Origin of the sequence: Thermohalobaculum xanthum, from assembly GCF_016623495.1 — a bacterium.
Taxonomy (GTDB): Bacteria; Pseudomonadota; Alphaproteobacteria; order Rhodobacterales; family Rhodobacteraceae; genus Thermohalobaculum; species Thermohalobaculum xanthum.
This window is the reverse complement of sequence record NZ_JAEHHL010000002.1, coordinates 240,125-263,404: the sequence shown is the minus strand read 5'-3', so window position 1 is coordinate 263,404 and position 23,280 is coordinate 240,125. Positions and strand designations below refer to the sequence as shown.

Below are 23,280 nucleotides of genomic sequence, written 5' to 3'. Positions count from 1 at the left end.
CGCGGCGGCGCGAAACCTGCCCCGTGCCCGCCCGCCATGCCACGAACAGCTTGCCCGCGGAACGCTTTCGCTGTCGAGATGGGGGCGAGATTTCGGGGGACTGAGCGCATGGCCGGACTTCTGGGCGATTGGCTGAGCTTATTGCTGCGCTGGGCGCACATCGTGGCGGCGATCGGCTGGATCGGCTCGTCCTTCTATTTTATGTGGCTCGATGCAAGCCTCAAGCGGCGCGCCGGCATGGATACCGGCGTCAAGGGCGAGAACTGGACCGTCCATGGCGGCGGCTTCTACCACACGCAAAAATACATGGTCGCGCCCGACGCGATGCCGGACGACCTGCACTGGTTCAAGTGGGAGAGCTACTCGACCTGGCTCAGCGGCTTCGCCCTTCTCGCGGTCACCTATTACTGGCATGCCTCCAGCCTCCTGATCGATCCCGCGGTCGCCGACCTGGTGCCCTGGCAGGCCGTGCTCCTGTCGATGATCTCGCTCGCGGCGGGCTGGGTTCTTTACGACTGGCTGTGCGACAGCCGCCTGCGTGATCGCCCGGTGGCGGTCTTCGCCATCCTCTTCGCGGCGCTCGTGCTGATGTCCTGGGGTTTCGCGCAGGTCTTCTCGGCGCGCGCGGCCTTTTTGCATGTCGGCGCCGTGATCGCGACGATCATGTCGGCCAACGTGTTCCTCGTGATCATTCCCAACCAGAAGATCGTCGTTGCCGATCTCAAGGCCGGGCGCACGCCGGACCCGGTCTACGGCCAGATCGCCAAGCTGCGCTCGACCCACAACAACTATCTCACGCTGCCGGTCATCTTCATGATGATCTCGAACCACTACCCCTTCACCTACGGACACCCCTATGCGCCGGTGATCGTCGCCGGGGTCCTCGTGCTCGGGGTGGTGGTGCGCAACTGGTTCAACCTCTACGAGGGGGGCGCGCAGGGGCTCGCGATCCGCTGGCAATGGCCGCTTGCCGCCGCGCTGGTCGCGGGGCTCGCGCTCTTCTCGGCGTGGCGGCCCGACCGGGTCGCGTTGGCCGCTGAGGTCGGCGGCGCCGAGGCGCTCGGCATCGCGCAGGCTCACTGCGTCGCCTGCCACGCCGCCCGCCCCACCGCCGAGGGGTTCACCGAAGCGCCGGCCGGTGTCACGCTGGAGACGATCGCTGATCTGCGCCGGCACGCCGCCCAGGTCCGGCTCCAGGCGATCCTCAGCGACGCGATGCCGCTCGGCAACCCGACCGGCATGACGCCGGACGAGCGCGCCCGCCTTGGTGCCTGGATCGACGCGGGGATGCCGGACTGAGCCCTGCCGCGACATGGCGCGCATGGCTCGACACGGTGCCGCATGGTAATCCTGACCGTGGTGGAAGGCCGTGAAGCTGCCCCTCTCGTGTGCGGGCATCATTGGCGTGACGGAGCGGGCGAATGCGTTGGATGGTCAATGTCGTGACCCTGGGCGCACTGCTCGCGCCCCTTGCCGCATGCGAGGCGTCCAAGGGCACCGACATCCGTGTGTTCACGGGACGGCGCATCGAGATCGGCTACCGCGAGGATGGCTCGCCCTACCGCCGGATCACCTTCGACCGCTGCGAGCGGCCCGATCAGATCCGGCTGGGCTCGCCCACGGGTCATCTGCTCGAGCTGGCCTTCATGCTGCCCGACGGCTCGATCGAAGAGGTCGATGAACCCACCCTTCGCCTGATCGAGCGCGACGCGGTGCAGATCCGGATATTCGACAACCGCGTCGAGGTCGTGGACCCTGACGAGCCCATGCCCCACCTGCCGCTCTATGGCATGTCACCACCCAGCGCCGCACCGCTGGACGCCCCGGATGCGCCGCCCTGTCCGGCCCGCCCCTGAGGCCGCGCGCCGCTCGGGTCGCCGCATCGCAGTTTTTGCTTTACGCCCAGCCGTCCCGCGCGCAAGGCTCGGCTCGTCCGGCAACGCGGCGGCGGTCACGCGACAACCCGCAGCCGCCACGCCCGGCACCCTTGTGCCGCGGATCACGAGAAGGCAGCCGAGCCATGAACGTCCACGACCCCAGCGCCGCCCCGTCCACCGATCCCGCCGCGGAACTCGCCGCCACCACCGCCCGCCCCTTCGGCGAGGCGATGTCGATGCCGAAGGGCGTCTATACCTCCGACGCCTTTCTCGCGCGCGAGCTCGAGCACGTCTTCCGGCGCGACTGGATCTGCGTGGGGCGCGCCTCGGCGCTGGCCAGGCCCGGCGACTACCTCACCTACGACCTCGCGGGCGAGCCGGTGATGGTCGTCCGCGACGCCGACGGTCGGCTGCGCGCGCAATCGAACGTCTGCCGCCACCGCATGTCGGTGCTGCTCGAGGGGCGCGGCAATGTCGCCCGCATCACCTGCCCGTATCACGGCTGGGTCTACAATCTCGACGGCCATCTGCGCGGCGCGCCCTACATGGCCGGCAACACCGCTTTCCGGCGCGACGAGATCTGCCTGCCGCAGATCCGGTGCGAGGAATGGCTGGGCTGGGTGATGGTCACCCTCGACCCCGACGCCCCGCCGGTCGCCGAGCGCCTCGCCGGCCTCGCCGCCGAGCTCGAGCCCTTCGGCATGGAGCATTACATCGAGGACTTCCAGGAGACCTTCGTCTGGGACACCAACTGGAAGATCCTGGCCGAGAACTTCATGGAGAGCTACCACCTCCCCGTCTGCCATGCCGCGACCATCGGCGGGCTTTCGGACATCGAGGCCTCGGCCCTGCCGCCGGGCGCGCCGGCCTACAACATCCACACGATCCAGAAGGACCCGTCCTTCACGCTTTCGGTGGCGCATCCCACCAACACGCGCCTGAAGGGCGAGTGGCGGCTCAGGACCGCGATCATGGCGATCTATCCGTCGCTGCTGATCACGCTCAGCCCTGGCTATTTCTGGTACCTCTCGCTCCACCCGCGCGGCGTCGGCAAGGTGCATGTCACCTTCGGCGGCGGGCTCGCGCCCGAGTTCATGGCCGACCCCGCCTCGGCCGAGCATTTCAAGGAGCTCAGGAAGCTCCTCGAGCATGTGAACGACGAGGACAAGGGTTGCACCGAGCGGGTCTATCGCGGCGTCAGCGCTACGCTCTCGGCTCCGGGGCCGCTCTCGCCGATGGAGCGCCCGCTCTACGATTTCGCCCGCTACCTCGCCGAAAGGGTTGCCTGATGGCGCACACCCGCATCCGCCCGTTCAACACCCGCGAGACCTACCCCGAGCAGCGCCTCGACAACGACCTTGCCCACGGGGTGGTGGCGCGCGGGCGCACGGTCTTCCTGCGCGGCGCCTGCCCGCAGGACCTCGACACGGCCGAGAACGTGGGCGTCGGCGACCCGGTGGCGCAGGCACATCGCGTCATGCAGAACATCCGCCAGCTGATCGGCGAGGCCGGGGGCGAGATGGAGCACCTTTGCAAGCTCGTCGTCTATCTCACCGACGTGCGCCACCGCGAGGCGGTCTACCGCGCCATGGGCGAGTATATCCGCGGTGTGCACCCGGTCTGCACCGGCCTCGTGGTCGTGGCGCTGGCCCGGCCCGAATGGCTGGTCGAGATCGACGCCACCGCCGTGATCCCGGACTGAGGGCCGAAGCATGACCTTCTCGATCGTCGCGCGCTGCGCGCAAACGGGCATGTTCGGCGTCGCGATCTCGTCGTCCTCGCCCGCTGTGGCGGCGCGTTGCGCCCATGCTCGCGCCGGGGTCGGCGCGGTCGCCAGCCAGAACGTCACCGACCCGCGCCTCGGGCCGCGCGCGCTCGACCTGATGGCGCTGGGCGCAAGTGCGCCCGAGGCCGTGACCGTGATCCGCCAGACCGCCGCCGCCCCGGCCTTCCGGCAGGTTCTGGCTGTCGACGCGGCCGGGCGCACCGCCATCCATTCCGGCCCGCGCGCCCTCGGAACCTGGGCCGAGGCCTCGGGACGCGACTGCGCCGCGGGCGGGAACCTGCTGGCCGACGCGGATGTGCCCTCGGCCATGGTCGCGGGGTTCGAGGCCGCAACGGGCCATCTGGGCGAGCGGCTGATCGCGGCGATGCAGGCGGGCCTCGCGGCGGGGGGCGAGGCGGGGCCGGTCCATTCCGCCGGGCTCCTGTTGGTGCGCGAGGTCGATTGGCCGGTCGCGGATCTCAGGGTCGACTGGACCGAGGACTGCCCGATCGCTGCGCTGGCCGGGCTCTGGGTGCTCTATGCCCCACAGCTCGATGCCTATGTGACCCGCGCGCTTAATCCCGAGGACGCCCCCTCCTACGGCGTGCCCGGCGACGAATAGGGAGAGACCATGCGGACCGTCCATACCGAGCGCCATCGCCTTCGCGCCTCGCAGACCGAGCTTTACGGCGGGGAACTCGTGCGCCCCTTCGAATGCCCCGAGCGCGTCGAGCACATCCTCGCGCGCATCGCCGAGGTAGGCCTCGGCCCGGTCGAGGAGCCGCGCGCCTTCGGGCTCGACCCGGTCCTGCGCATCCACGAGGCGGGCTTCGTCCAGTTCCTCGAAACCGCCTGGGCCGACTGGAGGGCCGCGGGCTACAAGGGCGAGGCGATCCCGACCTCGTGGCCGTCGCGGCGCATGCCGCGCATGGTGGTGCCCGACGAGATCGATGGCCGCATCGGCTACTATGCCCTGGCGGGCGAGACCTCGATCTCGGGCGGCACCTGGGAGGCGGCGCAGGCCGCGGCCGATGTCGCGCTCAGCGCGCAGGCGATCGTCGCCGGGGGCACGCGCGCGGCCTTCGCGCTCTGCCGCCCGCCCGGCCATCACGCGGCGCAGGACATGTATGGCGGCTACTGCTTCCTCAACAACGCGGCGATCGCGGCCCAGGCCTTCCGCGACCAGGGCGCGGCGCGGGTCGCGATCCTCGATGTCGACTTCCACCACGGCAACGGGACGCAGGCGATCTTCTACGACCGCGCGGACGTGCTGTTCCTGTCGCTGCATGGCGACCCGCAATTCGCCTTCCCCTACTACCTGGGCGGCGCCGACGAGACCGGCGAAGGACCCGGCGAGGGGTTCAACGTCAACTATGCGCTCCCACCCGGCTGCGACTTCGCCCGGTGGTCGGCCGCGCTCGACGACGCCTGCGCGCGGATCAAGGCCTATGGCGCCGAGGCGCTCGTCGTCTCGCTGGGCGTCGACACCTTCGAGAAGGACCCGATCAGCTTCTTCAAGCTGGGCTCGGACGACTTCACCCGCTATGGCGCGCGGATCGAGAAGGTCGGGCTTCCCACGCTCTTCGTGATGGAGGGGGGCTACGCGGTGGCCGAGGTGGGGATCAACACGGTCAACGTGCTGAGCGGTTTCGAGGGCGGGTGATCGCGCAAACCGCGGCCCGCCTCCACCGCAGCCCCGGGCCCGACCCGGGGCCCCGGTAGCCTTCGGGAATGGACCACCCCGCCGACCCGAGCCGCGAAGCACTCACCGTAAGCGCGCGCCGCCACGCCCCGTGCGAAGAAACACCCGTCACGCTTTCTGGTTCCTATAAAGTGAAATTAAATCAATCACTTATATACGGTTTCACGCGTGAAAGCCCCGTCAGCCCCCCACCATCAGCGGCATCAGCACCACCTCGCTGTCCGGGCGGATCGGCGTGAACCAGGCGTCCTTGTAGACGAAGCCGTCGATCGCGACCGAGACGCCCCGCTCAACCTGGGGGCGGAGGCCCGGATAGGCCTCCACCAGCTTGTCCAGCATCTCCTTGGTCGTCGCCGCTTCGACCTCGATCTCGGCGCGGCCCTCGGTGAAGCCGCGCAACGAGCCCCAGATGGCGACCTTGACCACGGGGGACGCCTTACTCGGCCGCCGCCTTCGGGCGCGCCGCGTCCAGCGCCGCGAGGATCCGCGGCGGCGACATCGGCAGCTCGGTCAGGCGCACCCCCGCCGCGCGGCTCACCGCATTCGCGATCGCGGCCAGCGGCGGCACGATCGAGGTCTCGCCCACGCCGCGCACGCCATAGGGATGGCCGGGGTTGGGGATCTCGAGGATCACGGTGTCGATCATCGGCAAGTCCGAGGCCACCGGCACGCGGTAGTCGAGGAAGCCCGCATTTTGCAGCCGCCCGTCCTCGCCGTAGATGTACTCCTCGTTGAGCGCCCAGCCGATGCCCTGCACCGCGCCGCCTTGCATCTGGCCCTCGACATAGTCGGGGTGCACCGCCTTGCCGGCGTCCTGGAACACGGTGTAGCGCAGCACTTTGGTGGCGCCGGTCTCGGGGTCGACCTCGACATCCACCAGGTGCACGCCGAAGCTGACCCCGGCGCCGTCGGCATTGACCTCGTGGTGGCCCGCGATCGGTCCGCCGGTCTGGGACGACACCGCCGCGATCTCGGCCAGCGTCATCGGCGGGAAATCTCCTGCGTTGGGGCCCGAGGGCTTGGCGCAGCCGTCCTCCCAGGTCACCGCCTCGGCGTCGATACCCCAGATCATCGCCGCACGCCGGCACATCTCCGCCTTGGCGGCCTGCGCGGCCTTGATGGTCGCGAGGCCGACGGCGAAGGTCACGCGGCTGCCGTCGGTCACCTCGTTGTAGCCCAGCGAGGCGGTGTCGACGACCTGGGTGCGCACCTTGTCGAAGGGCACGCCCAGTTCCTCGGCCGCCATCATGCCGATCGAGGCGCGCGAGCCGCCGATATCCGGGTTGCCCTCGGTCACGCTGACGGTGCCGTCCATGTTCACGTTCAGGGTGACACAGGTGTCGCCGCCGAAGTTGAACCAGAAGCCGCAGCTCACACCCCGTCCCTGGCCGGGCCCGAGCGGCGCCGCGTAGTGCGGATGCGCCTTCGCCGCGGCAAGGCAGGCCGACAGCCCGATATCCGTGAAGGTCACGCCATAGGACGCCTTGGTCCCCGCCTTGGCGGCGTTCTTGAGCCGCACGTCGAGCGGATCGAGCCCCAGGTGCTGGCACAGCTCGTCGACCACGCTCTCGACGGCATAGATCGCCATCGGCGCGCCGGGGGCGCGGTAGGCCGCCTGCTTGGGCCGGTTGGTCATCGCGTTCCAGCCCTGGGTCCGCACGGCCTCGAGGTCATAGGCGGCAAAGGCCGCCATCGCACCCATCTCGACCGTGCCGCAGGGAAACGCGCCGCCCTGGTAGCGCAGCTTCGCATGGCCCGCCGTGATGCGGCCATCCTTGGTCATGCCGATCCTGACATCCATCGAGGACGAGCAGGTCGGGCCCGAGGCCCGCAGCACGTCCGAGCGGCTCATCACGATCTTGACCGGGCGCCCGGATTTCTTGGCCAGCATCAGGGCCACCGGCTCGATGAAGACCGTGGTCTTGCCGCCGAAGCCGCCGCCGATCTCGGAAGGCGTGACCCGCAGCTGGCTCGCCTCCATGTCCATGATGGCCGAGCAGACCCTGCGGACCATGTACTGGCCCTGCGTGCAGCACCAGAGATCGGCCTTTCCGTCGGTCGTGAAGGTCGCCAGGCAGGCGTGGGGCTCGATATAGCCCTGATGCGTCGCTTCGGTCTTGAAGCTGCGCTCGATCACATGGTCGGCCCTCGTGAAGCCGGCTTCGATGTCCCCGTGCCCGAACTCGCAATAGCTGGTGACGTTCTCGGAGAAACCCTCGCCCACCGTCTCGGCCTGCCGTCCGCGCTCGATGACCGGGGCATCCGGCTTCATCGCCTCGTCGACATCGGTGACATGGGGCAGCACCTCGTAGTCGACCTTGATGAGCTTCAGCGCGGCCTTTGCCGCGGCCTCGCTGATCGCGGCAACCGCGGCGACCGCATGGCCATCGTAGAGCGCCTTGTTGAACGCCATGCAGTTGACGAGGATATCGCGCATGTCCTCGTCATCCGGCAGGGTGAAGTCGGCATGGGTGATGACGGCCTTCACGCCCGGTGCCGCTTCGGCCGCCGATGTGTCGATCGAGCGGATGCGCGCATGAGGGTGGGGGCTGCGCAGGATCTTGCCCACCAGCATCCCGGGTGCCGTGAGGTCGGCGCCGTAGAGCGCCTTGCCGGTCACCTTGTCGACGCCGTCGGGCCGCAGCGGCCGGGTGCCGACGACCTTGAACTCGCGCTTGGCGGTGGTCTGCTTGTCGAGCGCCATGGTGTCAGGCCCTCCTCAATTCGGCGGCGGCGTCCATCACCGCGCGGATGATCTTGTCGTAGCCAGTGCAGCGGCACAGGTTTCCCGCGAGCCAGTAGCGGACCTCGGTCTCGCTCGGATCGGGGTTTTTCTCCAGCAGCGCCTTGGTCGCCACGAGGATGCCGGGCGTGCAGACACCGCACTGGAGGGCCGCATGCTCGATGAATTTCTTCTGCAGCGGGTGGAGCGCCTCGCCCTCGGCCATGCCTTCGATGGTCGCGATCTCGCGCCCCTCGGCCTCGGCCGCCAGCACGAGGCACGAGCAGACGAGCCGCCCGTCGAGGGTGACCGAGCAGGCGCCGCAGTCGCCGGTGCCGCAGCCTTCCTTCGAGCCGGTCAGGCCAAGGCGGTTTCTCAGCGCGTCGAGCAGCGTCTCGTCCGGCTCGCAGAGGAAGTCCACCTCGTCGCCGTTGACGCTGGTGGTGACGTGGATCCGGCTCATGCTCAACCTCTCGCGCGTTCTGCTGCAATCACGGCGGCGCGGCGGGCGAGGACGCCCGCCACCTTCTTTCGGAACGCGACGGTTCCGCGCTTGTCGTCGATCGGCTTGGCCGCGGCCGAGCAGGCGGCCGCCAGGGCGTCGAGCGCCGCGTCATCAAGCTTCGAGCCGATCAGGGCGGCGGCCGCGTCCGGCACCAGCAAGACCGTGGGCGCCACCGCGCCCAGCGCGACGCGCGCGGCGGTGCAGGTGCCGTCGCCGCCAATCGTCAGGCTCACCCCGGCCGAGCACACCGCGATGTCCATCTCGGTGCGAGGAATGAAGCGCAGATAGGCGTCGGCGGAGCCGGCGGGCCGTGCCGGCAGGAAGATCGAGACGATGAACTCGCCCTTGGCAAGCGTGGTCTTTCCCGGCCCGGCCGGGATCTGTGCGACCGGGACGTCGCGCTCGCCTGCGGGGCCCGCAACGCGGGCGACCGCGTCGGCGGCAACCATCGCGGGGACCGAGTCGGCCGCGGGCGAGGCGTTGCACAGATTTCCCGCCAGCGTCGCGCGGCCCTGCACCTGCGTGGATCCGATCAGTTCCATCCCCTCGACGACGCCGGGCCAGAGCGCGCGCACGCCCGCATCTTCGCCAAGTTCGGCACCCGAGACTGCCGCGCCGATCCGGAAGCCGCCATCCTCGGCCCGGATCTCGCGCATGCCGTCGATGCGCTTGATGTCGACCACGAGATCCGGCTCGACCAGCCCGGATCTGAGCTGGACCAGCACGTCCGTTCCTCCGGCCAGCACGCGCGTCGTGCCCGGCTCGGCCGCCAGCATGCGGACGGCCTCAGCGACGCTTGCCGCAACCTCAAAGCGCATTCAGGTTCCTCCGGTATTCGTTCCGCGGGGCGGCGGTTCCGGGCCCCGATGGGCTGGCCAACCCCGGCATCGTGATCGGATGGACTGTAGACGCCGCGCATGTGCGCCGCCAAGCCGTCCGGCGACAGTTGTGGCGCGCCTCGGGACGCATTTCAACCACCGCCGAGATGCGCTCAGCCGAAGAGGACTGGGTGATATATTTACAAAACTAGAAACGTAGTTATATTCACCTCATGAACGAATCGGATGTCTCCACCGCTCTCGCTGCGCTCGGGCATGACGCCCGGCTCGGAATCTTCCGTCTGCTGGTCCGTGCTGGTCCCGATGGGCTCAATATCGGGGATATCGGCAGGCATCTTGACCTCGCGCCGTCGACGCTTGCCCATCACCTCGGGACGCTGGTCGCGGCCGGGCTAGTGGTGCAGGAACGCCAGGGGCGCGAGGTGATCAACCGCGCCGATTTCGAGGCGATGCGCCGCGTGCTCGATTTCGTCTCGGCCGAGTGCTGCTCGGGCGTGCGGCTCGCGTCGGAGGATGCCGCGTGATGACCGCGCCGGCTTCATTTTTCCCAGATACCACCAAAAAACCGGGAGTATCGTCATGACGACAATCGCCGCCCGACTTCGCCGACTCGGGACCGAGGCAGGATTTGCCGGAATCAGGATCGACCGGGTCTGGGGCGCGATGCTTGCCATCCTGCTCGCCGTGGCGGTGCTTGACCCGGAACAGGCAGGATCGAGCCTGCGCTTCGTGGTGGACGCGCTCGTCTCGACGGCGCCATATCTCGCCGCTTCCATTGCCATCGCGGCCTATGCGGGGGCGACCGGAGCGGATGCGTTGGTGGCGCGCGCCTTCTCGGGGCGCATCGGGGCGATGATCTTCCTCGCGGCGCTGTTCGGTGGGCTGTCGCCGTTCTGCTCCTGCGGGGTGATTCCCCTGATCGCGGCGCTGCTCGCGATGGGAGTGCCGCTTGCGCCGGTGATGGCGTTCTGGCTGGCCTCGCCGGTGATCGATCCCGCGCAGTTCGTGCTCACGGCCGGAACGATCGGAACCGAGTTCGCCGTCGCCAAGACGGCCGCGGCGGTGGGGTTGGGGCTCTTCGGCGGCTTCGGCACGCTCTGGCTGGGGCGAGCCGGCTTTCTCTCGGATCCCCTGCGGCCCGGGGTCGGGAACGGCGGCTGCGGCGGGGCGAAGATGCGCAACCCCAAGCCGCCGGTCTGGGCCTTCTGGAACGAGCCCGAGCGGATCGCGAAGTTCCGGGCCGAGGGCATGAAGGCAACGCTGTTCCTGGTGAAATGGCTCGCGCTGGCCTTCCTGCTCGAGAGCCTGATGCTGGTCTGGCTCCCGGCCGAGACGGTCGCGGCCGCGGTCGGTGGCGAGGGGCTGTGGCCGATCGTGGTGGCGACGCTGGTCGGCGTGCCGGCCTACCTCAACGGCTATGCCGCGCTGCCGCTGGTCTCGGGGCTGATGGCGCAGGGCATGGCGCCGGGGGCGGGGCTTTCGTTCCTCGTCGCGGGGGGCGTGTCGTCGCTGCCGGCGGCCATCGCGGTCTTCGCGCTGGTCAAGCGGCCCGTCTTCGCCCTCTATCTGGGCTTCGCGCTCTCGGGCTCGCTAATCGCGGGGATCGCGTTCCAGGCGATCCAGTAACGCGGACCCGTCCCCGGTCCGGCGATCCGGTCTTGCGCGCGCCGCCGCCCATGGGCAGCCTGCGCGCGGGACCCAGACCGGGAGATGGAGTGAATGCAGACCGCGCGCTTCCCGCATGACACCGCCTTGCGCGAGAGGCTCGCGGCAAATCTCGGCCGGCATCGCGGGCAGGACTGCGACGACCCCACGCTCAGGCGGGCTGCCGTCTCGGTCGTTCTGGTGCCCGGCAAAGCAGCCGGATCGACGCTTCTTCTCACGCGCCGCGCGCCGCGCCTGAGGGCCCATTCGGGGCAGTACGCGCTACCCGGCGGCAAGCTCGACCCGGACGAGAGCCCGCGAGACGCGGCGCTGCGGGAACTGGCCGAGGAGCTTGGCGTCGCCGCGGCGCCCGGCGACATCCTCGGGCGGCTCGATGACCTGCCGACGCGGGCGGGTTATGTCATCCGGCCCTTCGTGATCTGGCTGGCCGCGGCACCGGTCCTGCGCCCGGCGCCCGATGAGATCGCGGCGGTGCATCGCGTGCCGCTGGAGGACCTCTTTGCCGGGCGCGGGCGGGGCGGGAACCGGGACATCGCGGCCGGCAGCGAGGACGAGGCCGGCGTGTTCTCGCTCTTCATACCGGCCTTGGGGCACGATCTCTTCGCGCCGACGGCGGCGATCCTCGATCATTTCCGCGAGGTGGCACTGCTGGGCCGGTCGAGCCCGGTCGTCAGGTTCGGCGAGCCCGCCTTCGCACGACGCTAGTGCTGCGCCGGGCATTCACGCGTGAAAATGAACCTAAGCATCTAAAATGTATATGTTTTTCATTCATCCCGAGTGCTTCACGCCCTGTCAGGTGCGCAGCGCGGCCCGGATCATCCGCTCGAGCCCGTCGAGAAAGCGCGAACGGTCGGCCTTGCCGAAGCCCTTGCCGCCGCCACCGGCGGCCAGCGGGTTGGCCGCACGGATGTCTGCCATGAGATCCCGCATCGCAAGCTGCGCGCCGATATTCGCCTGCGTGAAGGCCTCGCCATTGTGGCGGATCGCGGCGGCCCCGGCCTCGATGCAGCGCGCCGCCAGCGGGATGTCGCCGGTGACGACGACGTCGCCTGGGCCCGCGCGCTCGGCGATCCAGCGGTCGGCCTCGTCAGGGCCCTCGGAGACGATGACCGTCGAGACCAGCGGATGCGGGTTGGGCCGGATCCCGCCATTCGAGACGACGACGACCGCCACGCCGTGGCGCTCGGCCACGCGCAGGGCCTCGTCCCGCACGGGGCAGGCGTCGGCGTCGATGTAGAGCGTCGTCACGGGCGCAGTCCCGCGGGGCACCGGGTGCGAGCGGGATGGTCGCGCTCAGCCATGACTGACGAACCCGAAGGCCGCGAGCCCGTCGAGCACGAACTGCACCGAGAGCGCGGCGAGCAGCATGCCGAGGAGCCGCGTCACCACCAGCACGCCAGTGCGTCGGAGCACGCGTTCGAGCGCGCCGCACATCAGCAGCGAAACCAGCGTGAGCGCCAGCACGGCCGCCATCACGCCCAGCACCATCGCCTGGCCGGCGACGTCGCCCTCGTGCGCGCCCATCAGCAGGATGATCGTCGCGATCGCGCCGGGACCGGCGATCAGCGGTGTCGCGAGCGGGAAGACGGAGGGGTCGGCAGCGCCCCCTTCGGCGTCGTGCCCCCGCTTCTCGCGCCGCTCGGTGCGCCGCTCGAACAGCATGTCGAGCGCCGTGAGAAAGAGCAGCAGGCCCCCCGCGATGCGGAAGGCGGGCATCGAGATGCCGACGAAGGAAAGCACCGCATCGCCCGCCAGCGCGAACAGCACGAGCACGGCGGCCGCGATCCCGATGCCCCGCATGGCGAGACGGCGCCGCGCCGGGGCAGGGGTGCCCGCGGTCAGGGCGAGGAAGATCGGTGCAAGCCCGATCGGGTCGATCACGACGAGCAGCGTGACCAGCGCGTTGATCGCGGCGTCGAGCATGACCGGATCCATCGATCAGACCTCCACGCCGGTGCCGGCCGCCTCGGCCTCGGCCGCTTCGAGCCGTTCGCCGGCAGCGAGCCAGAGCGCCTCGGCGCGGGCCTGGGCCTCGACGATCTCGGCCCGCTTGATCTGGAGCGCCTCGATCCGGTCGGGCGGCCCGTCATAGAGACCGGGATCGGCAAGGCGCTCGTCGATCTTGGCCAGCATCGCCTCGATCTTCTCGATGCGCTCCTCGCAGGCCCTGAGATCGGCGCGCAGCGGCGCCAGCGCCTTGCGCGACTCGGCCTTGGACTGTCGCGCGGCACGGGGCTGCGGTGCGCCCGCGCCGGACGTGCTGCCCGAGGTCCCCGGGGCCGCGTCGGGCCGACCCAGCAGCAGGCGGCGATAGTCGTCCATGTCGCCGTCATAGGGGGCGACGCGCCCGTCCCGAACCAGCCAGAGCCGGTCGGCCGCGAGCTCGACCAGGTGGGCGTCGTGGGTGATCAGGATGACCGCGCCGGAATAGTCGTTCAGCGCCTCGACCAGCGCGTGGCGGCTCTCGATGTCGAGGTGGTTGGTGGGCTCGTCGAGGATCATCAGGTGCGGCGCGTCGATCGCGGCGAGCGCGAGCAGGAGTCGCGCCTTCTGCCCGCCCGAGAGCGCGCTGACCGGGTTCTCGGCGATGTCGCCGCCGATGCCGCCGGACGCCAGCCGCGCGCGCAGCCGGGCAGGGGGCTCGTCGGGCCGCAGGCGGCGGATATGGTCGATCGCGCTTTCCGAGGCAGACAGTTCGTCCTGCTGGTGCTGGGCGAAATAGCCAATCCTGAGCTTGCCCGAGACCTGGCGCCGCCCCGACATCGGCGCGAGGCGCCCGGCGATCAGCTTGGCCAGCGTCGACTTGCCCTGGCCGTTGGCGCCGAGCAGCGCGATCCGGTCGTCCTGGTCGATGCGCAGGTTCAGCCGCGACAGCACCGCCTGCCCGCCGTAGCCGGCGGTGGCGTCCTCGATCAGCATCAGCGGTGGCGGCAGCTCCTCGGGGTTGGGCAGGCGGATCGGGGCGACGGCGCCGTCGATCTCGGCGGCGATCGGCTCCATCTTCTCGATCATCTTGATGCGGGCCTGGGCCTGCTTGGCCTTCGACGCCTTGTACCGGAAGCGGTCGACAAAGCTTTGCAGATGGGCGCGCCGCGCGTCCTGCTTCTTGGCCATCGCGGCCTGCAGGGCCAGCTTCTCGCGCCGCACCCGGTCGAAGGTGTCGTAGCCGCCGCCATAGAGGGTGAGCGTGCGGTTGTTGAGATGCAGGATCTGGTTGACCGCTCGGTTCAGCAGGCCCCGGTCGTGGCTGATCAGCAGAAGGGTGTAGGGGTAGCGCGCAAGGTAGCTCTCGAGCCAGAGCGCGCCCTCGAGGTCGAGATAGTTGGTCGGCTCGTCGAGCAGCAGCAGGTCGGGTGCAGAGAACAAAACGGCCGCGAGCGCCACGCGCATCCGCCAGCCGCCCGAGAACTCGGCCGAGGCGCGGGCCTGCGCGGCATGGTCGAAGCCCAGCCCGGCGAGGATCGAGGCGGCGCGCGCCTCGGCCGAGTGGGCGTCGATATCGGTGAGGCGGGTCTGGATCTCGGCGATGCGGGCGGGGTCGGTTGCGGTCTCGGCCTCGGCCATCAGGGCCGCGCGCTCGGTATCGGCGGCGAGCACCGTCTCGATCAGCGTACGTGAATCGCCCGGCGCTTCCTGCGCGACGCCGCCGATACGGGCGCGCGAGGGCAGCGAGATGGTGCCCGCGTCGGGAGAAAGCTCGCCCCGGATCAGTCGGAAGAGCGTGGTCTTGCCGGTGCCGTTGCGGCCCACGAGCCCGACCCGCGCGCCGCCGGGGACGCGCGCCGAGGCGCCCTCGAACAGAGGGACGCCCGCCATCGAGAAGCCGAGATCGCTGATCGTGAGCATGGCCCCGCGCCTAGCAGAGCGCGCGGCGCCCGTCCAGCGCGCCGAGCGCGGGCCGCGCGCCGCTCAGAACGGGCGCCACCACGAGATCTGGAAGCCCAGCCCCTCGTCGGTGTCGAGCACGTTGTAGCTGAGGCCGATCTGCAGCGTCACCGCGTTCACCGGGCCCTGCGGTTTCTTGGTGTTGCGCCCGACATCGGGGCCAAAACTGTAGGCGAAGGAGGGCGCGATGCTGAGGCTTGCCTCGGTTCCCTCCGAAAGCGGCGCCGTGCCGTAGAAACCCAGCATCGCCATGCAGCAATCCCAGGGGCGGACGCCACCCGCAAGTTGGCCGCGCAGCTCGTCGGCGGTGCCTTCGCTGCGCCAGGTCCAGCCCCCGGCGGCGCCCAGCCAGGCGCTGCCCCAGCCGCCCCACCAGCTGGTGCCGTAAAGCGCGCTGAAGCCGAATTCGGGGGTCGAATCAGGGTTCGAGGCGGCGACGGCCTCGGAGACCAGTGACTCGGCCGGGAGGGAGCCGGCGAGCTCGACCGAGACGACGTTGCCGCGGTCGTCACGGTGCAGACGCTGGCGGACCAGGAGCCCCGCGCCCAGCGTCGCGTCGGTCAGCTCGACCGCCGAGACCTCGGCATAAACCCGCGCGCCCACCGTGAGGCTGTCGAGGAGCCCGACCTCGGCGAGGATCTGGGTGAAGCTGTCATCGCGATCTGGGCTGCCGCCGGTGAAGGCGCCGACGGGCGCGACCTTCCGGCCCGAAGACATGATGATCTGGCCGCGGCCGGATTCATGCGTCCAGGGGCCACCCTGAGCGGCGTTCGGCGCGAAAAGCGCAAGCCCCCCGCTGAGCAGGACGACGAATAGGCACAGCGCACGCGACATCCCCACCTCTGGCACGCGATCGGCCAGAGGCTAGGCGGGTTATGGTTAAGGCAACCTTAGCGTCGTGTTAACTCGTGCGCCGGCGACGCGGCGTTCACGCGCCCTCTTGCAACACGCCCGTGAAGGCCCGAGGGTGGGCGCGCGACGAGGCAGGGGAGTCACGGGCATGGCCGACCAGGTGGCGGTTTTCGACGGGCATAACGACACGCTGCTGAAGCTGGAGGTGGCCGAGCGCCTGGGGCGCGTGCGTGACTTCGGAGCGGGCGAGCCGAGCCTCGACATCGACCTGCCGAGGGCGCGCGAGGCGGGCTTCGCCGGCGGGCTCTTCGCGATCTACACGCCCTCGCGGGTGAACGCGCTGGACCAGCCCTATGACCGCGACGACCCGATGAACTTCGCGCCGGTCGCGCAGCGCGACGCGCTGGACTTCACTCTGGCGATGTTCGCGCGGCTGACGCGGCTTGCGCGCGAGCTGCCGCAGGAGGTGGCGATCTGCACCGACACCGCGATGGTGCGTGCGGCCATGGCCGAGGGGCGGCTGGCGGTGGTTCCGCATGTCGAGGGGGCCGAGTGCATCGACCCGGGGCTGAACGCGCTCGAGGTGCTCTACGCCGCGGGCCTGCGCTCGCTGGGCCTGGTCTGGTCGCGGCCCAATGCCTTCGGCCATGGTGCGCCGATGGACCGCCAGCCCGTGCTCGAGCCGGGCGAGGGCCTGACCGAGCTGGGCGAGATCCTTGTCCAGGCCTGCGAGCGGCTGGGCATCCTCGTCGATCTGTCGCACCTGACCGAGGCAGGGTTCTGGGATGTCGCGCGGATCAGCACCAAGCCGCTGGTGGCCTCGCACTCGAACGCCCACGCGGTCTCGCCCAATGCGCGCAACCTGACCGACCGCCAGCTCGATGCGATCCGGGAATCGGGCGGACTCGTGGGGCTCAATTTCCACGTCGCCTTCCTGCGCGAGGATTGCCGGCTCGATCACGAGACGCCGATCACGACCATGCTGCGCCATCTCGATCACCTGATCGAGCGGGTGGGCGAAGGCGGCGTGGCGCTCGGCTCGGACTACGACGGCTGCGAGCTCCCGCGCGAGATCGGCGACGTCACCGGGCTGCCGCGGCTGGTGGCGGCGATGCGCCAAGCCGGCTACGGCGAGACGCTGATCAACCGCATCTGCCGCGAGAACTGGCTGGACGTTCTATCCCGAACGATCGGCTGACGGGTCGCCCGCGGCGCCTTGCGCGGCGGGCCAACTCGCGTCTTGACGAGGCATCCGCCGGGCCTTAATCAGGCGCACGCCTTGGCGAGGTAGCTCAGCTGGTTAGAGCGCAGGACTCATAATCCTGAGGTCGAGGGTTCGAGTCCCTCCCTCGCTACCAAGGGTTCCCCAGACAAACCAACAGTGAAACAACGGCTTGCGACCTCCGCTGGCGACTGGCTGTGCGACGTGGCCGAGGGCTTTGGCGCCCTGAGTATGGGCGAACCAGAAGAGCCTCATCTTGCGCACCCAGTCGCCGAAGGGCGCGTCGATTACGTTCTCAACCGTCGGGCCCTGGACGGTCAACGGCGAAGCGTCGGGCTCGACGATCTCGGTGCGAAGCCCGCGCTCGCGGGCGATGGCGCGGGCCGACGCGACCTGAACGCGTTGTGCAGCTAGTGGCCCTTGATCCTGACCCGGCGCTGCACGGCCACGTCTCGCTGGCTGGCGCCGTTCACCAGGCGATCGAATTCCGCGTATCAGGCGCTGCTGGGCGCGCCGCGGGCTGCCCGATCGGGGTTGAAGGGACATTCATTTGTCGAGCGAGGCGGCGTCCAGCGCAGTCCGCTTAATGCTACCGGACAGGGTCAGGCGTTCCCGCGGGTCGAGCACGGCTCGCACGTCCACCTGTCGGCGCCGGAGGTGGTCCATGACCTGCCGGTGCACCGCGCGCCTATCGGTGCGGGCGCCCGCCCCGGTGTCTTCTAGCGCGGATGCGTCGGCTGGCCGCGCTGGCGGGGCGCCGCCATGCCGGGTACATGATCGTTGATGCTCGAGACGCTTGATCTGCCGGCGCTTGTCGCCGTGTTCCTGTGCGCGGCGCTGGTCGTCGCGGTCTCGGGGACGCGACTCGCGCGTGCCGCCGACCGGCTGGCCGACATGACGGGTATGGGCGAGGCGCTGGTGGGCGGCGTGCTGCTTGGCATGGCGACGTCGCTCTCGGGCACGGTCGTCTCGGTCGCCTCGGCGCTCGACGGGCGCGCGTCGCTGGCCTTCTCGAACGGCATCGGCGGAATCGCGGCGCAGACCGCATTCCTGGCGGTCGCCGACATCCTTTACCGGCGCGCCAATCTCGAGCACGCCGCGGCCGAACTGACCCATGTCCTGCAGGCGGCACTTCTGGCACTGATGCTGAGCCTGCCGGTGCTTGCCTTCGCGGGGCCCGAGGTGAGCGTGCTGGGCGTCCATCCGGTCTCGCTGCTGCTGCCCGTCATCTATGTGCTGGGGACCCGCAGCGGCGCGCGCACGCGGTCTATGCCGATGTGGCACCCGGTGACGACACCCGAGACGAGAAAGGACCTGCCCGAGGAAGGCCATGGCGGGATGCGCGGGATCAGGCCGGTGGCGCTCGAGTTCGCGGCGCTGGCGCTGGTGATGAGCTTGGCCGGGTGGGTGATCGCGCAGACAGGGGGTGAGATCGCTGACCGCACGCAGCTGAGCGAAGCCACCATCGGCGCGCTGATGACGGCGCTGGCGACGTCTTTGCCGGAACTGGTGACCACCCTGGCCGCCGTGCGGCGCGGCGCGGTGCAGCTTGCGGTCGGTGCGATCATCGGCGGCAACACCTTCGACGTGCTGTTCCTCACTTTGGCCGACATCGCCTATCGCGACGGCTCGATCTACCACGCCATCGGCCGGGCGGACCTGTTCTGGCTGGGTGTCGGGATCGCCATGACGTCGATCCTGCTGCTGGGGCTGATCATCCGCCAGAAACGGGGCATCGGCGGCATCGGCTTCGAGAGCGCCGGGCTTCTGGCGGTCTATGCCTGCGCCATCCTGCTGCAGACGGTCGTCGGCGCCTGAGCGCCGAGGGGCGTGCGGCAATGTGCTCGGCTAGCCGGCCTCGCGCAGCAACCGCTCGACCAGGCCGCGATAGCCCGAACCGAACAGGCGCAGATGCACCAGCGCGGGCCACAGCTGGTAGATCGGCCGGCGCCGGGCGAGGTCGGGCTCGGAAGCGGCGTATCCCTCCCAGAACGCATCGCCCGGCGCGCCGAAGAGCGCGAGCATGGCCAGATCGACCTCGGCATGGCCGTGATAGCAGGCCGGGTCGATCAGCCCGGTGATCCGTCCGCTCGCGCCGAGGACGTTGCCCGACCACAGGTCGCCGTGCAGCAGGCTGGCCGCCGGACGCGCGGGTAGCCGCTCGCCCATCCGCGCGGCCAGCGCCTCGAGCCTGCGCGCGATCTCGGCGGGGAGCTCTTCCAGCCCCGAGAGCAGTCGATGCTCGGCCCAGAAAGACGGCCAGTGGTCGGAGGGCTGATTGTCGATCGCGACGGGGCCGAAGGCGTGGTCCTCGGGCCAGCCGTAATGCGGGCCGATCCGCGCGTGCAGCTTCCGCAGGACGCGGCCAAGGTCGCGCCAGGCGCTGGCCGGGCCGCCCCGGTCTTCCAGCGCCTCGATCAGCAGCAGATCCGGCCCCACCCCCAGGACACGCGGAGCGGGCGCGCCGGCGTCGCGGATCGCCGCGAGCATCCGGGCCTCGGCTGCGGCGCGCGGGCCGGTCTTGGCCACGGCCGTCGCGCCGGATGCGAGGTGGAGGAAGTGGACCTCGTACAGGTCACCGCCATGGAGCCGGGTGGTTCGCACCACGCGCTCGCCCAGCAACGAAGCGGCGCGCTGCGGAAGCGAGTTCATGCGGGGCTCAGGAGCGCCCTCACCAGCCCCGCGGCACCGGCCCGGACCTCGGCCCAGGTCACTTCGAACCCCTCGGCGCTTCCGTAATAGGGGTCGGCCACGTCCTCGCCGCCGCGTCCGGGAACGTGGTCGAGAAGGAGGCTCAGGCTTGCCCGCGCCTGGCCGGGCCGCAGCCGCCGCAGATCCCGCAGGTTGCTGCCGTCGAGCGCGATGACATGGCTGAACTGGTGGAAGTCGGCGGCCGTCACCTGCCGCGCGCGCAGGTGTCCGATCTCGACACCATGCGCCCGGGCGACGGTTTGCGCCCGGGGGTCCGGCGGCTCGCCGGCATGCCAGCCCCCCATGCCGGCCGAGTCCACGATGGCTTGCAGACCCTGGCGCTCGGCCTCGGCGCGGAAGGCGGCCTCGGCCAGCGGCGAGCGGCAGATATTGCCGAGGCAGACGAAGAGCACGGCGGGGTCGGGATGCATTGCGGTCGGGCCTGCCTCGCTGATGGAACCGGCGCAGGATGCGCCGGTGTGCGGCAAGGCTGCAACCCTTGCCGTCATGGCATGCGGGCGCGTGCTTCGCGCCCCAGTGCGCGAGAGGGAGCCCCGCCCGGCAGCCGGACGGGGCCGGACGTGAGGCCCCTCAGACTTCGGTGCCCAGCGGCAGATCACGCAGCCGTTGGCCGGTGGCCGCGAAGATCGCGTTGCCGATTGCAGGTGCGACCGGCGGCACGCCGGGCTCGCCGATACCCGAGGCATGGACCGAGAACGGGTGCGGCACGATGTGGACATCGACCCGCTCGGGGAAGTTGTCGGACCGCACGACGTCGTAGTCGTAGAAATTGGACTGCTGGACCCGCCCGTTCTCGTAGGTGATCCCCGAGTGGAGGGCCAGGGTCATGCCCATGACCGCCGAGCCCTCCATCTGGCTGCGTATGCGCTCGGGGTTCGCGGCGAAGCCGCAGTCCACGGCGAAATGCATCTCGGGCACACGGATCACGCGATCGACCACCTTCACCCGCGCGGCCACCGCGACATAGGTCACGAAGCTGCGATGCACCGCGAGGCCAATCCCTTCGCCCTCGGGCAGCGATGCACCCCAGCCTGCCGCATCGGCGGCGACCTCGACCACATGCGCAAGGCGCCCGGTGTCGATCGGGTATTCCTCGTAGGGCTCGCCATAGTTCCAGAAGTCCTCGGGCATCCCGGCGGTCGCGATGTCGACCTTGCGCGGCGGGCCGATCAGTTCGAGCAGCATCTCCTTGTGGTCGCGGCCCAGCTCGTCGGCCAACTCGGCGATGAAGCTCTGCACCGCCCAGGCGCGCGGCACGTTCGAGACCGAGCGGAACCAGCCGATCCGCGCATGGGCCATCGCCTTCGCGTTGTCGCAGCGGATGTTCGGGACATCCCACGGCGCATCGACATGGCCCATGCCGTGCTCGATGAAGAACTGGTAGCCGCTGTCCGGCGCGAAGGTCGAGAGGATCGACGGCGCGACCGAGGTGTGATGCCAGCCCGTCACCTTGCCCTTGCCGTCCATTGCCACCCTGAGCCGTTCGACCGAGGTGGTGTGCATGAAGCTGTGACGGATGTCGTCCTCGCGCGACCACTGCACCCGCACCGGCGCGCCGACGGCTTGCGAGAGCCGCGCCGCCTCGATCGCGAAGTCCCATTTCGACTTCCGCCCGAAGCCGCCGCCCAGCAGCGTGACGTTGACCTTCACGTTCTCGATCGGGATGCCGAGATCCTTGGCCAGGTCTTCGCGTGCGCCATAGGGGCTTTGCACCGGAAGCCAGACCTCGCAGGCGTCCGCGGTGACATTTGCGACAGCGACCGGCGGCTCCATTGGAATATGCGCCATATGGGTCTGGAAATAGGCGCGTTCGAAGGTCTTTGCCGCCGCCGCGAAGGCCGCGGGCGTGTCGCCCTGCTCGCGGAAGATGTTGTCGGGGGCTTGCGAGGCCGCGTCCATCGCAGCGCGGTAGGATCCCGACTCGTACCCGGCGTTGGGGCCGTCCTCCCACTCAATCTTGAGTTTCTCGCGGCCTTGCTCGGCCGCCCAGGTGTTCGTCGCGACGACCGCGAGCCCGCCGAGCGGCAGGAAGTTGACCGGGGCCTCGGCCCCCGCCAGTTCGATCACCTGCTCGACGCCCGGGACGGCAAGCGTCTCGGTCGCGTCATAGCTTTTCACCTTGCCGCCGAGGACGGGCGGGCGGGCGATGACCGCCGTCTTCATGCCGTCGAGGATGACATCTGCGCCGTAGATCGCCGCGCCGGTCGTGATGTCGCGCAGGTCGGTGATCTGGACCTCGCCCTTGCCGATGTAGCGGAACGCGGCCTCGTCCTTGAAGGTCAACTCCTCGAAGGCGGGGACCGGTTCGACCATTGCCGCCTCGGCCAGCTCACCGAAGCCCGCGCGCTGTCCGCCGGGGCCCTGGGCCTCGTGGAGTCCGACCGTGACCGCCGAGGGCTCGACGCCCCAGGACTTGGCGGCGGCGCGGCGCAGCATTTCGCGCACCGCGGCTCCCATCTGGCGCATCGACTGCACGTGGTGGCGCAGCGAGCGCGATCCGTCGGTGTCCTGGTTGCCGTATCGCGGCTCGTCGCCCGGGGCCTGGACGATCTTCACGCGGTTCCAGTCGGCGTCCATCTCGTCGGCCAGCACCATCGGAAGCGAGGTCCGCGAGCCCTGGCCCATCTCCGAGCGGTGAGCGACGATCGTGACGGTCCCGTCCGGGTCGATCGACACGAAGACGAGCGGGTCGGTCACCAGCCCGCGGGGCATCTCGAGCCCGCCCGTGGGGTAGGGCTCGAACGCCGTTGCCGGACGCGCGAAGAGGCCGAGCGCGAAGCCGGCGAGCGCGCCCTTGAGGACGTCGCGCCGGTCCACACGCATGATGATGCTTTGCCGGGCCGCGTCGCGCGCGCCGGGCCGCAGATGTTCGGGAAGATGGTTCAGCATGGCTCAGATCCCCGTGGCGGCGTGACGGACGGCGGCAACGATCCGCTGGTAGCAGCCGCAGCGGCAGACGTTGCCGCGCATACCTTCAAGGATCTCGGCGTCTGTGATGTCGGGCTTCGCGGCAATCAGGCTCGCGGCCTGCATGATCTGCCCAGCCTGGCAGAAGCCGCATTGCGGCACGTTGAGTTCGCGCCAGGCGCGCTGGACCGGGTGCTCGCCCTCGGGGTCGAGGCCCTCGATCGTGGTGACGGTCTTGCCGTCGACCTCGTCCAGCGTGACCAAGCAAGCGCGCACCGCCTCGCCGTCGACATGGACCGTGCAGGCACCGCACAGCCCGACGCCGCAGCCGTACTTGGTTCCGGTGAGGCCGGCGAGATCGCGCACCGCCCAGAGCAATGGCATCTCGGGTGGCGCGTCGAGCGTCTGCTGCGCGCCGTTCAGCGTGAAGGTGGTGGGCATGAATTCTCCTCCATCGAGCCCGGGAGCCGGGTCTTGGGATTGTGCTGGCGGTGAGCAGGCCGGTCGTCGAAATCGCTGGGCCCGAACGCGTGAAATACGCCGTGAAAAATCTACCGTGAGGCGTGACGATTCTCAGTATGCATCATAGCACGTGCCGGCTCGGGGATCGCGTGCCGAGAGTTCGCC

Annotated in this window: 23 protein-coding genes and 1 tRNA gene; 12 read left to right on the top strand and 12 right to left on the bottom strand. The window is 69.9% G+C overall.

Annotated features, from left to right (window positions below):
- Positions 1 to 108: 108 nt before the first annotated feature.
- From H0I76_RS06170 to H0I76_RS06145, 6 genes are all read left to right on the top strand, one after another.
- Complete coding sequence (locus tag H0I76_RS06170; protein ID WP_200608359.1) at positions 109 to 1,299, top strand: urate hydroxylase PuuD; 1,191 nt, start codon at positions 109 to 111, stop codon at positions 1,297 to 1,299.
- A 122-nt stretch (positions 1,300 to 1,421) separates the two neighbouring features.
- Complete coding sequence (locus H0I76_RS06165; protein WP_200608357.1) at positions 1,422 to 1,856, top strand: hypothetical protein; 435 nt, start codon at positions 1,422 to 1,424, stop codon at positions 1,854 to 1,856.
- A gap of 164 nt (positions 1,857 to 2,020) precedes the next feature.
- Complete coding sequence (locus tag H0I76_RS06160) at positions 2,021 to 3,166, top strand: aromatic ring-hydroxylating oxygenase subunit alpha (protein ID WP_200608355.1); 1,146 nt, start codon at positions 2,021 to 2,023, stop codon at positions 3,164 to 3,166.
- Positions 3,166 to 3,579, top strand: a complete 414-nt coding sequence (locus tag H0I76_RS06155; RefSeq protein WP_200608352.1) for a RidA family protein — start codon at positions 3,166 to 3,168, stop codon at positions 3,577 to 3,579. Before H0I76_RS06160 ends, H0I76_RS06155 begins: the two co-directional genes overlap by 1 nt.
- 10 nt (positions 3,580 to 3,589) lie before the next feature.
- On the top strand, positions 3,590 to 4,264 hold the full coding sequence (locus H0I76_RS06150; RefSeq protein ID WP_200608350.1) for a DUF1028 domain-containing protein: 675 nt from the start codon (positions 3,590 to 3,592) through the stop codon (positions 4,262 to 4,264).
- A gap of 9 nt (positions 4,265 to 4,273) precedes the next feature.
- The gene (locus H0I76_RS06145; RefSeq protein ID WP_200608347.1) at positions 4,274 to 5,305 is read left to right on the top strand and encodes a histone deacetylase family protein; all 1,032 of its coding nucleotides are present in this window, start codon (positions 4,274 to 4,276) and stop codon (positions 5,303 to 5,305) included.
- 219 nt (positions 5,306 to 5,524) lie between these two features.
- Here H0I76_RS06145 and H0I76_RS06140 read toward each other — a convergent pair whose 3' ends face one another.
- Genes H0I76_RS06140 through H0I76_RS06125 form a run of 4 tightly spaced genes read right to left on the bottom strand, consistent with a single transcriptional unit; the run spans position 5,525 to position 9,389 of the window.
- Complete coding sequence (locus tag H0I76_RS06140; RefSeq protein ID WP_200608345.1) at positions 5,525 to 5,770, bottom strand: MoaD/ThiS family protein; 246 nt, start codon at positions 5,768 to 5,770, stop codon at positions 5,525 to 5,527.
- A 10-nt stretch (positions 5,771 to 5,780) separates the two neighbouring features.
- Positions 5,781 to 8,048 (bottom strand): xanthine dehydrogenase family protein molybdopterin-binding subunit, encoded by a 2,268-nt coding sequence (locus tag H0I76_RS06135; protein WP_200608343.1) that lies wholly within the window; start codon positions 8,046 to 8,048, stop codon positions 5,781 to 5,783.
- Positions 8,049 to 8,052: 4 nt separating this feature from the next.
- A complete protein-coding gene (locus H0I76_RS06130) occupies positions 8,053 to 8,529 on the bottom strand; it encodes a (2Fe-2S)-binding protein (RefSeq protein WP_200608341.1) in 477 nt (158 codons plus the stop codon).
- A gap of 2 nt (positions 8,530 to 8,531) precedes the next feature.
- Positions 8,532 to 9,389 carry an FAD binding domain-containing protein gene (locus tag H0I76_RS06125; RefSeq protein WP_200608339.1) on the bottom strand — a complete coding sequence of 286 codons (858 nt, stop codon included), beginning with the start codon at positions 9,387 to 9,389 and terminating at the stop codon, positions 8,532 to 8,534.
- 233 nt (positions 9,390 to 9,622) lie between these two features.
- On the opposite strand from H0I76_RS06125, the gene H0I76_RS06120 reads away from it, so the two are divergent.
- From H0I76_RS06120 to H0I76_RS06110, 3 genes are all read left to right on the top strand, one after another.
- Positions 9,623 to 9,934: an ArsR/SmtB family transcription factor gene (locus tag H0I76_RS06120; RefSeq protein ID WP_200608336.1), complete on the top strand. Its 312-nt coding sequence runs from the start codon at positions 9,623 to 9,625 to the stop codon at positions 9,932 to 9,934.
- A 139-nt stretch (positions 9,935 to 10,073) separates the two neighbouring features.
- Positions 10,074 to 11,036 (top strand): permease, encoded by a 963-nt coding sequence (locus H0I76_RS06115; protein ID WP_234455174.1) that lies wholly within the window; start codon positions 10,074 to 10,076, stop codon positions 11,034 to 11,036.
- Between the two features lie 93 nt (positions 11,037 to 11,129).
- Positions 11,130 to 11,780 carry an NUDIX hydrolase gene (locus H0I76_RS06110; RefSeq protein WP_200608331.1) on the top strand — a complete coding sequence of 217 codons (651 nt, stop codon included), beginning with the start codon at positions 11,130 to 11,132 and terminating at the stop codon, positions 11,778 to 11,780.
- An 87-nt stretch (positions 11,781 to 11,867) separates the two neighbouring features.
- Here the strand turns inward: H0I76_RS06110 and H0I76_RS06105 are convergent, their stop codons facing one another.
- The 4 genes from H0I76_RS06105 to H0I76_RS06090 form a co-directional block, all read right to left on the bottom strand.
- Positions 11,868 to 12,323: a YaiI/YqxD family protein gene (locus H0I76_RS06105; protein WP_200608329.1), complete on the bottom strand. Its 456-nt coding sequence runs from the start codon at positions 12,321 to 12,323 to the stop codon at positions 11,868 to 11,870.
- Positions 12,324 to 12,368: 45 nt separating this feature from the next.
- Positions 12,369 to 12,998, bottom strand: a complete 630-nt coding sequence (locus tag H0I76_RS06100) for a MarC family protein (protein ID WP_200608804.1) — start codon at positions 12,996 to 12,998, stop codon at positions 12,369 to 12,371.
- A gap of 15 nt (positions 12,999 to 13,013) precedes the next feature.
- Entirely contained in the window at positions 13,014 to 14,921 is a 1,908-nt protein-coding gene (locus tag H0I76_RS06095) for an ABC-F family ATP-binding cassette domain-containing protein (protein ID WP_200608327.1), read from the bottom strand.
- 63 nt (positions 14,922 to 14,984) lie between these two features.
- Positions 14,985 to 15,794 carry a hypothetical protein gene (locus H0I76_RS06090; RefSeq protein ID WP_200608325.1) on the bottom strand — a complete coding sequence of 270 codons (810 nt, stop codon included), beginning with the start codon at positions 15,792 to 15,794 and terminating at the stop codon, positions 14,985 to 14,987.
- Positions 15,795 to 15,960: 166 nt separating this feature from the next.
- Between H0I76_RS06090 and H0I76_RS06085 the strand changes: the two genes are divergently transcribed.
- The 3 genes from H0I76_RS06085 (at position 15,961) to H0I76_RS06075 (ending at position 18,852) form a co-directional block, all read left to right on the top strand.
- Complete coding sequence (locus H0I76_RS06085; protein WP_200608323.1) at positions 15,961 to 17,010, top strand: dipeptidase; 1,050 nt, start codon at positions 15,961 to 15,963, stop codon at positions 17,008 to 17,010.
- Between the two features lie 83 nt (positions 17,011 to 17,093).
- Positions 17,094 to 17,170 (top strand) — tRNA-Met (locus tag H0I76_RS06080).
- A 647-nt stretch (positions 17,171 to 17,817) separates the two neighbouring features.
- Entirely contained in the window at positions 17,818 to 18,852 is a 1,035-nt protein-coding gene (locus H0I76_RS06075; protein ID WP_200608321.1) for a sodium:calcium antiporter, read from the top strand.
- Positions 18,853 to 18,882: 30 nt separating this feature from the next.
- Here the strand turns inward: H0I76_RS06075 and H0I76_RS06070 are convergent, their stop codons facing one another.
- The 4 genes from H0I76_RS06070 to H0I76_RS06055 all read right to left on the bottom strand — a co-directional run bounded on the left by H0I76_RS06070 (position 18,883) and on the right by H0I76_RS06055 (position 23,094).
- Positions 18,883 to 19,686, bottom strand: coding sequence for a fructosamine kinase family protein (locus H0I76_RS06070; RefSeq protein ID WP_200608319.1), 804 nt, complete (start codon positions 19,684 to 19,686; stop codon positions 18,883 to 18,885).
- Complete coding sequence (locus H0I76_RS06065) at positions 19,683 to 20,156, bottom strand: low molecular weight protein-tyrosine-phosphatase (protein ID WP_200608317.1); 474 nt, start codon at positions 20,154 to 20,156, stop codon at positions 19,683 to 19,685. Before H0I76_RS06065 ends, H0I76_RS06070 begins: the two co-directional genes overlap by 4 nt.
- A 160-nt stretch (positions 20,157 to 20,316) precedes the next feature.
- The gene (locus tag H0I76_RS06060) at positions 20,317 to 22,635 is read right to left on the bottom strand and encodes a xanthine dehydrogenase family protein molybdopterin-binding subunit (RefSeq protein ID WP_200608315.1); all 2,319 of its coding nucleotides are present in this window, start codon (positions 22,633 to 22,635) and stop codon (positions 20,317 to 20,319) included.
- Positions 22,636 to 22,638: 3 nt separating this feature from the next.
- Positions 22,639 to 23,094: a (2Fe-2S)-binding protein gene (locus H0I76_RS06055; protein ID WP_200608313.1), complete on the bottom strand. Its 456-nt coding sequence runs from the start codon at positions 23,092 to 23,094 to the stop codon at positions 22,639 to 22,641.
- Between the last annotated feature and the right edge of the window lie 186 nt (positions 23,095 to 23,280).

Bases quoted from the DNA above. Each gene is read 5' to 3' on its own strand.
- H0I76_RS06115 (WP_234455174.1), top strand. From the start codon at position 10,074: ATGCTTGCCATCCTGCTCGCCGTGGCGGTGCTTGACCCGGAACAGGCA.
- H0I76_RS06070 (WP_200608319.1), bottom strand. From the start codon at position 19,686: ATGAACTCGCTTCCGCAGCGCGCCGCTTCGTTGCTGGGCGAGCGCGTG.
- H0I76_RS06085 (WP_200608323.1), top strand. From the start codon at position 15,961: ATGGCCGACCAGGTGGCGGTTTTCGACGGGCATAACGACACGCTGCTG.
- H0I76_RS06060 (WP_200608315.1), bottom strand. From the start codon at position 22,635: ATGCTGAACCATCTTCCCGAACATCTGCGGCCCGGCGCGCGCGACGCG.
- H0I76_RS06100 (WP_200608804.1), bottom strand. From the start codon at position 12,998: ATGCTCGACGCCGCGATCAACGCGCTGGTCACGCTGCTCGTCGTGATC.
- H0I76_RS06055 (WP_200608313.1), bottom strand. From the start codon at position 23,094: ATGCCCACCACCTTCACGCTGAACGGCGCGCAGCAGACGCTCGACGCG.
- H0I76_RS06160 (WP_200608355.1), top strand. From the start codon at position 2,021: ATGAACGTCCACGACCCCAGCGCCGCCCCGTCCACCGATCCCGCCGCG.
- H0I76_RS06065 (WP_200608317.1), bottom strand. From the start codon at position 20,156: ATGCATCCCGACCCCGCCGTGCTCTTCGTCTGCCTCGGCAATATCTGC.
- H0I76_RS06165 (WP_200608357.1), top strand. From the start codon at position 1,422: ATGCGTTGGATGGTCAATGTCGTGACCCTGGGCGCACTGCTCGCGCCC.
- H0I76_RS06170 (WP_200608359.1), top strand. From the start codon at position 109: ATGGCCGGACTTCTGGGCGATTGGCTGAGCTTATTGCTGCGCTGGGCG.
- H0I76_RS06135 (WP_200608343.1), bottom strand. From the start codon at position 8,048: ATGGCGCTCGACAAGCAGACCACCGCCAAGCGCGAGTTCAAGGTCGTC.
- H0I76_RS06155 (WP_200608352.1), top strand. From the start codon at position 3,166: ATGGCGCACACCCGCATCCGCCCGTTCAACACCCGCGAGACCTACCCC.
- H0I76_RS06150 (WP_200608350.1), top strand. From the start codon at position 3,590: ATGACCTTCTCGATCGTCGCGCGCTGCGCGCAAACGGGCATGTTCGGC.
- H0I76_RS06095 (WP_200608327.1), bottom strand. From the start codon at position 14,921: ATGCTCACGATCAGCGATCTCGGCTTCTCGATGGCGGGCGTCCCTCTG.
- H0I76_RS06090 (WP_200608325.1), bottom strand. From the start codon at position 15,794: ATGTCGCGTGCGCTGTGCCTATTCGTCGTCCTGCTCAGCGGGGGGCTT.
- H0I76_RS06075 (WP_200608321.1), top strand. From the start codon at position 17,818: ATGCTCGAGACGCTTGATCTGCCGGCGCTTGTCGCCGTGTTCCTGTGC.
- H0I76_RS06120 (WP_200608336.1), top strand. From the start codon at position 9,623: ATGAACGAATCGGATGTCTCCACCGCTCTCGCTGCGCTCGGGCATGAC.
- H0I76_RS06110 (WP_200608331.1), top strand. From the start codon at position 11,130: ATGCAGACCGCGCGCTTCCCGCATGACACCGCCTTGCGCGAGAGGCTC.
- H0I76_RS06145 (WP_200608347.1), top strand. From the start codon at position 4,274: ATGCGGACCGTCCATACCGAGCGCCATCGCCTTCGCGCCTCGCAGACC.
- H0I76_RS06130 (WP_200608341.1), bottom strand. From the start codon at position 8,529: ATGAGCCGGATCCACGTCACCACCAGCGTCAACGGCGACGAGGTGGAC.
- H0I76_RS06125 (WP_200608339.1), bottom strand. From the start codon at position 9,389: ATGCGCTTTGAGGTTGCGGCAAGCGTCGCTGAGGCCGTCCGCATGCTG.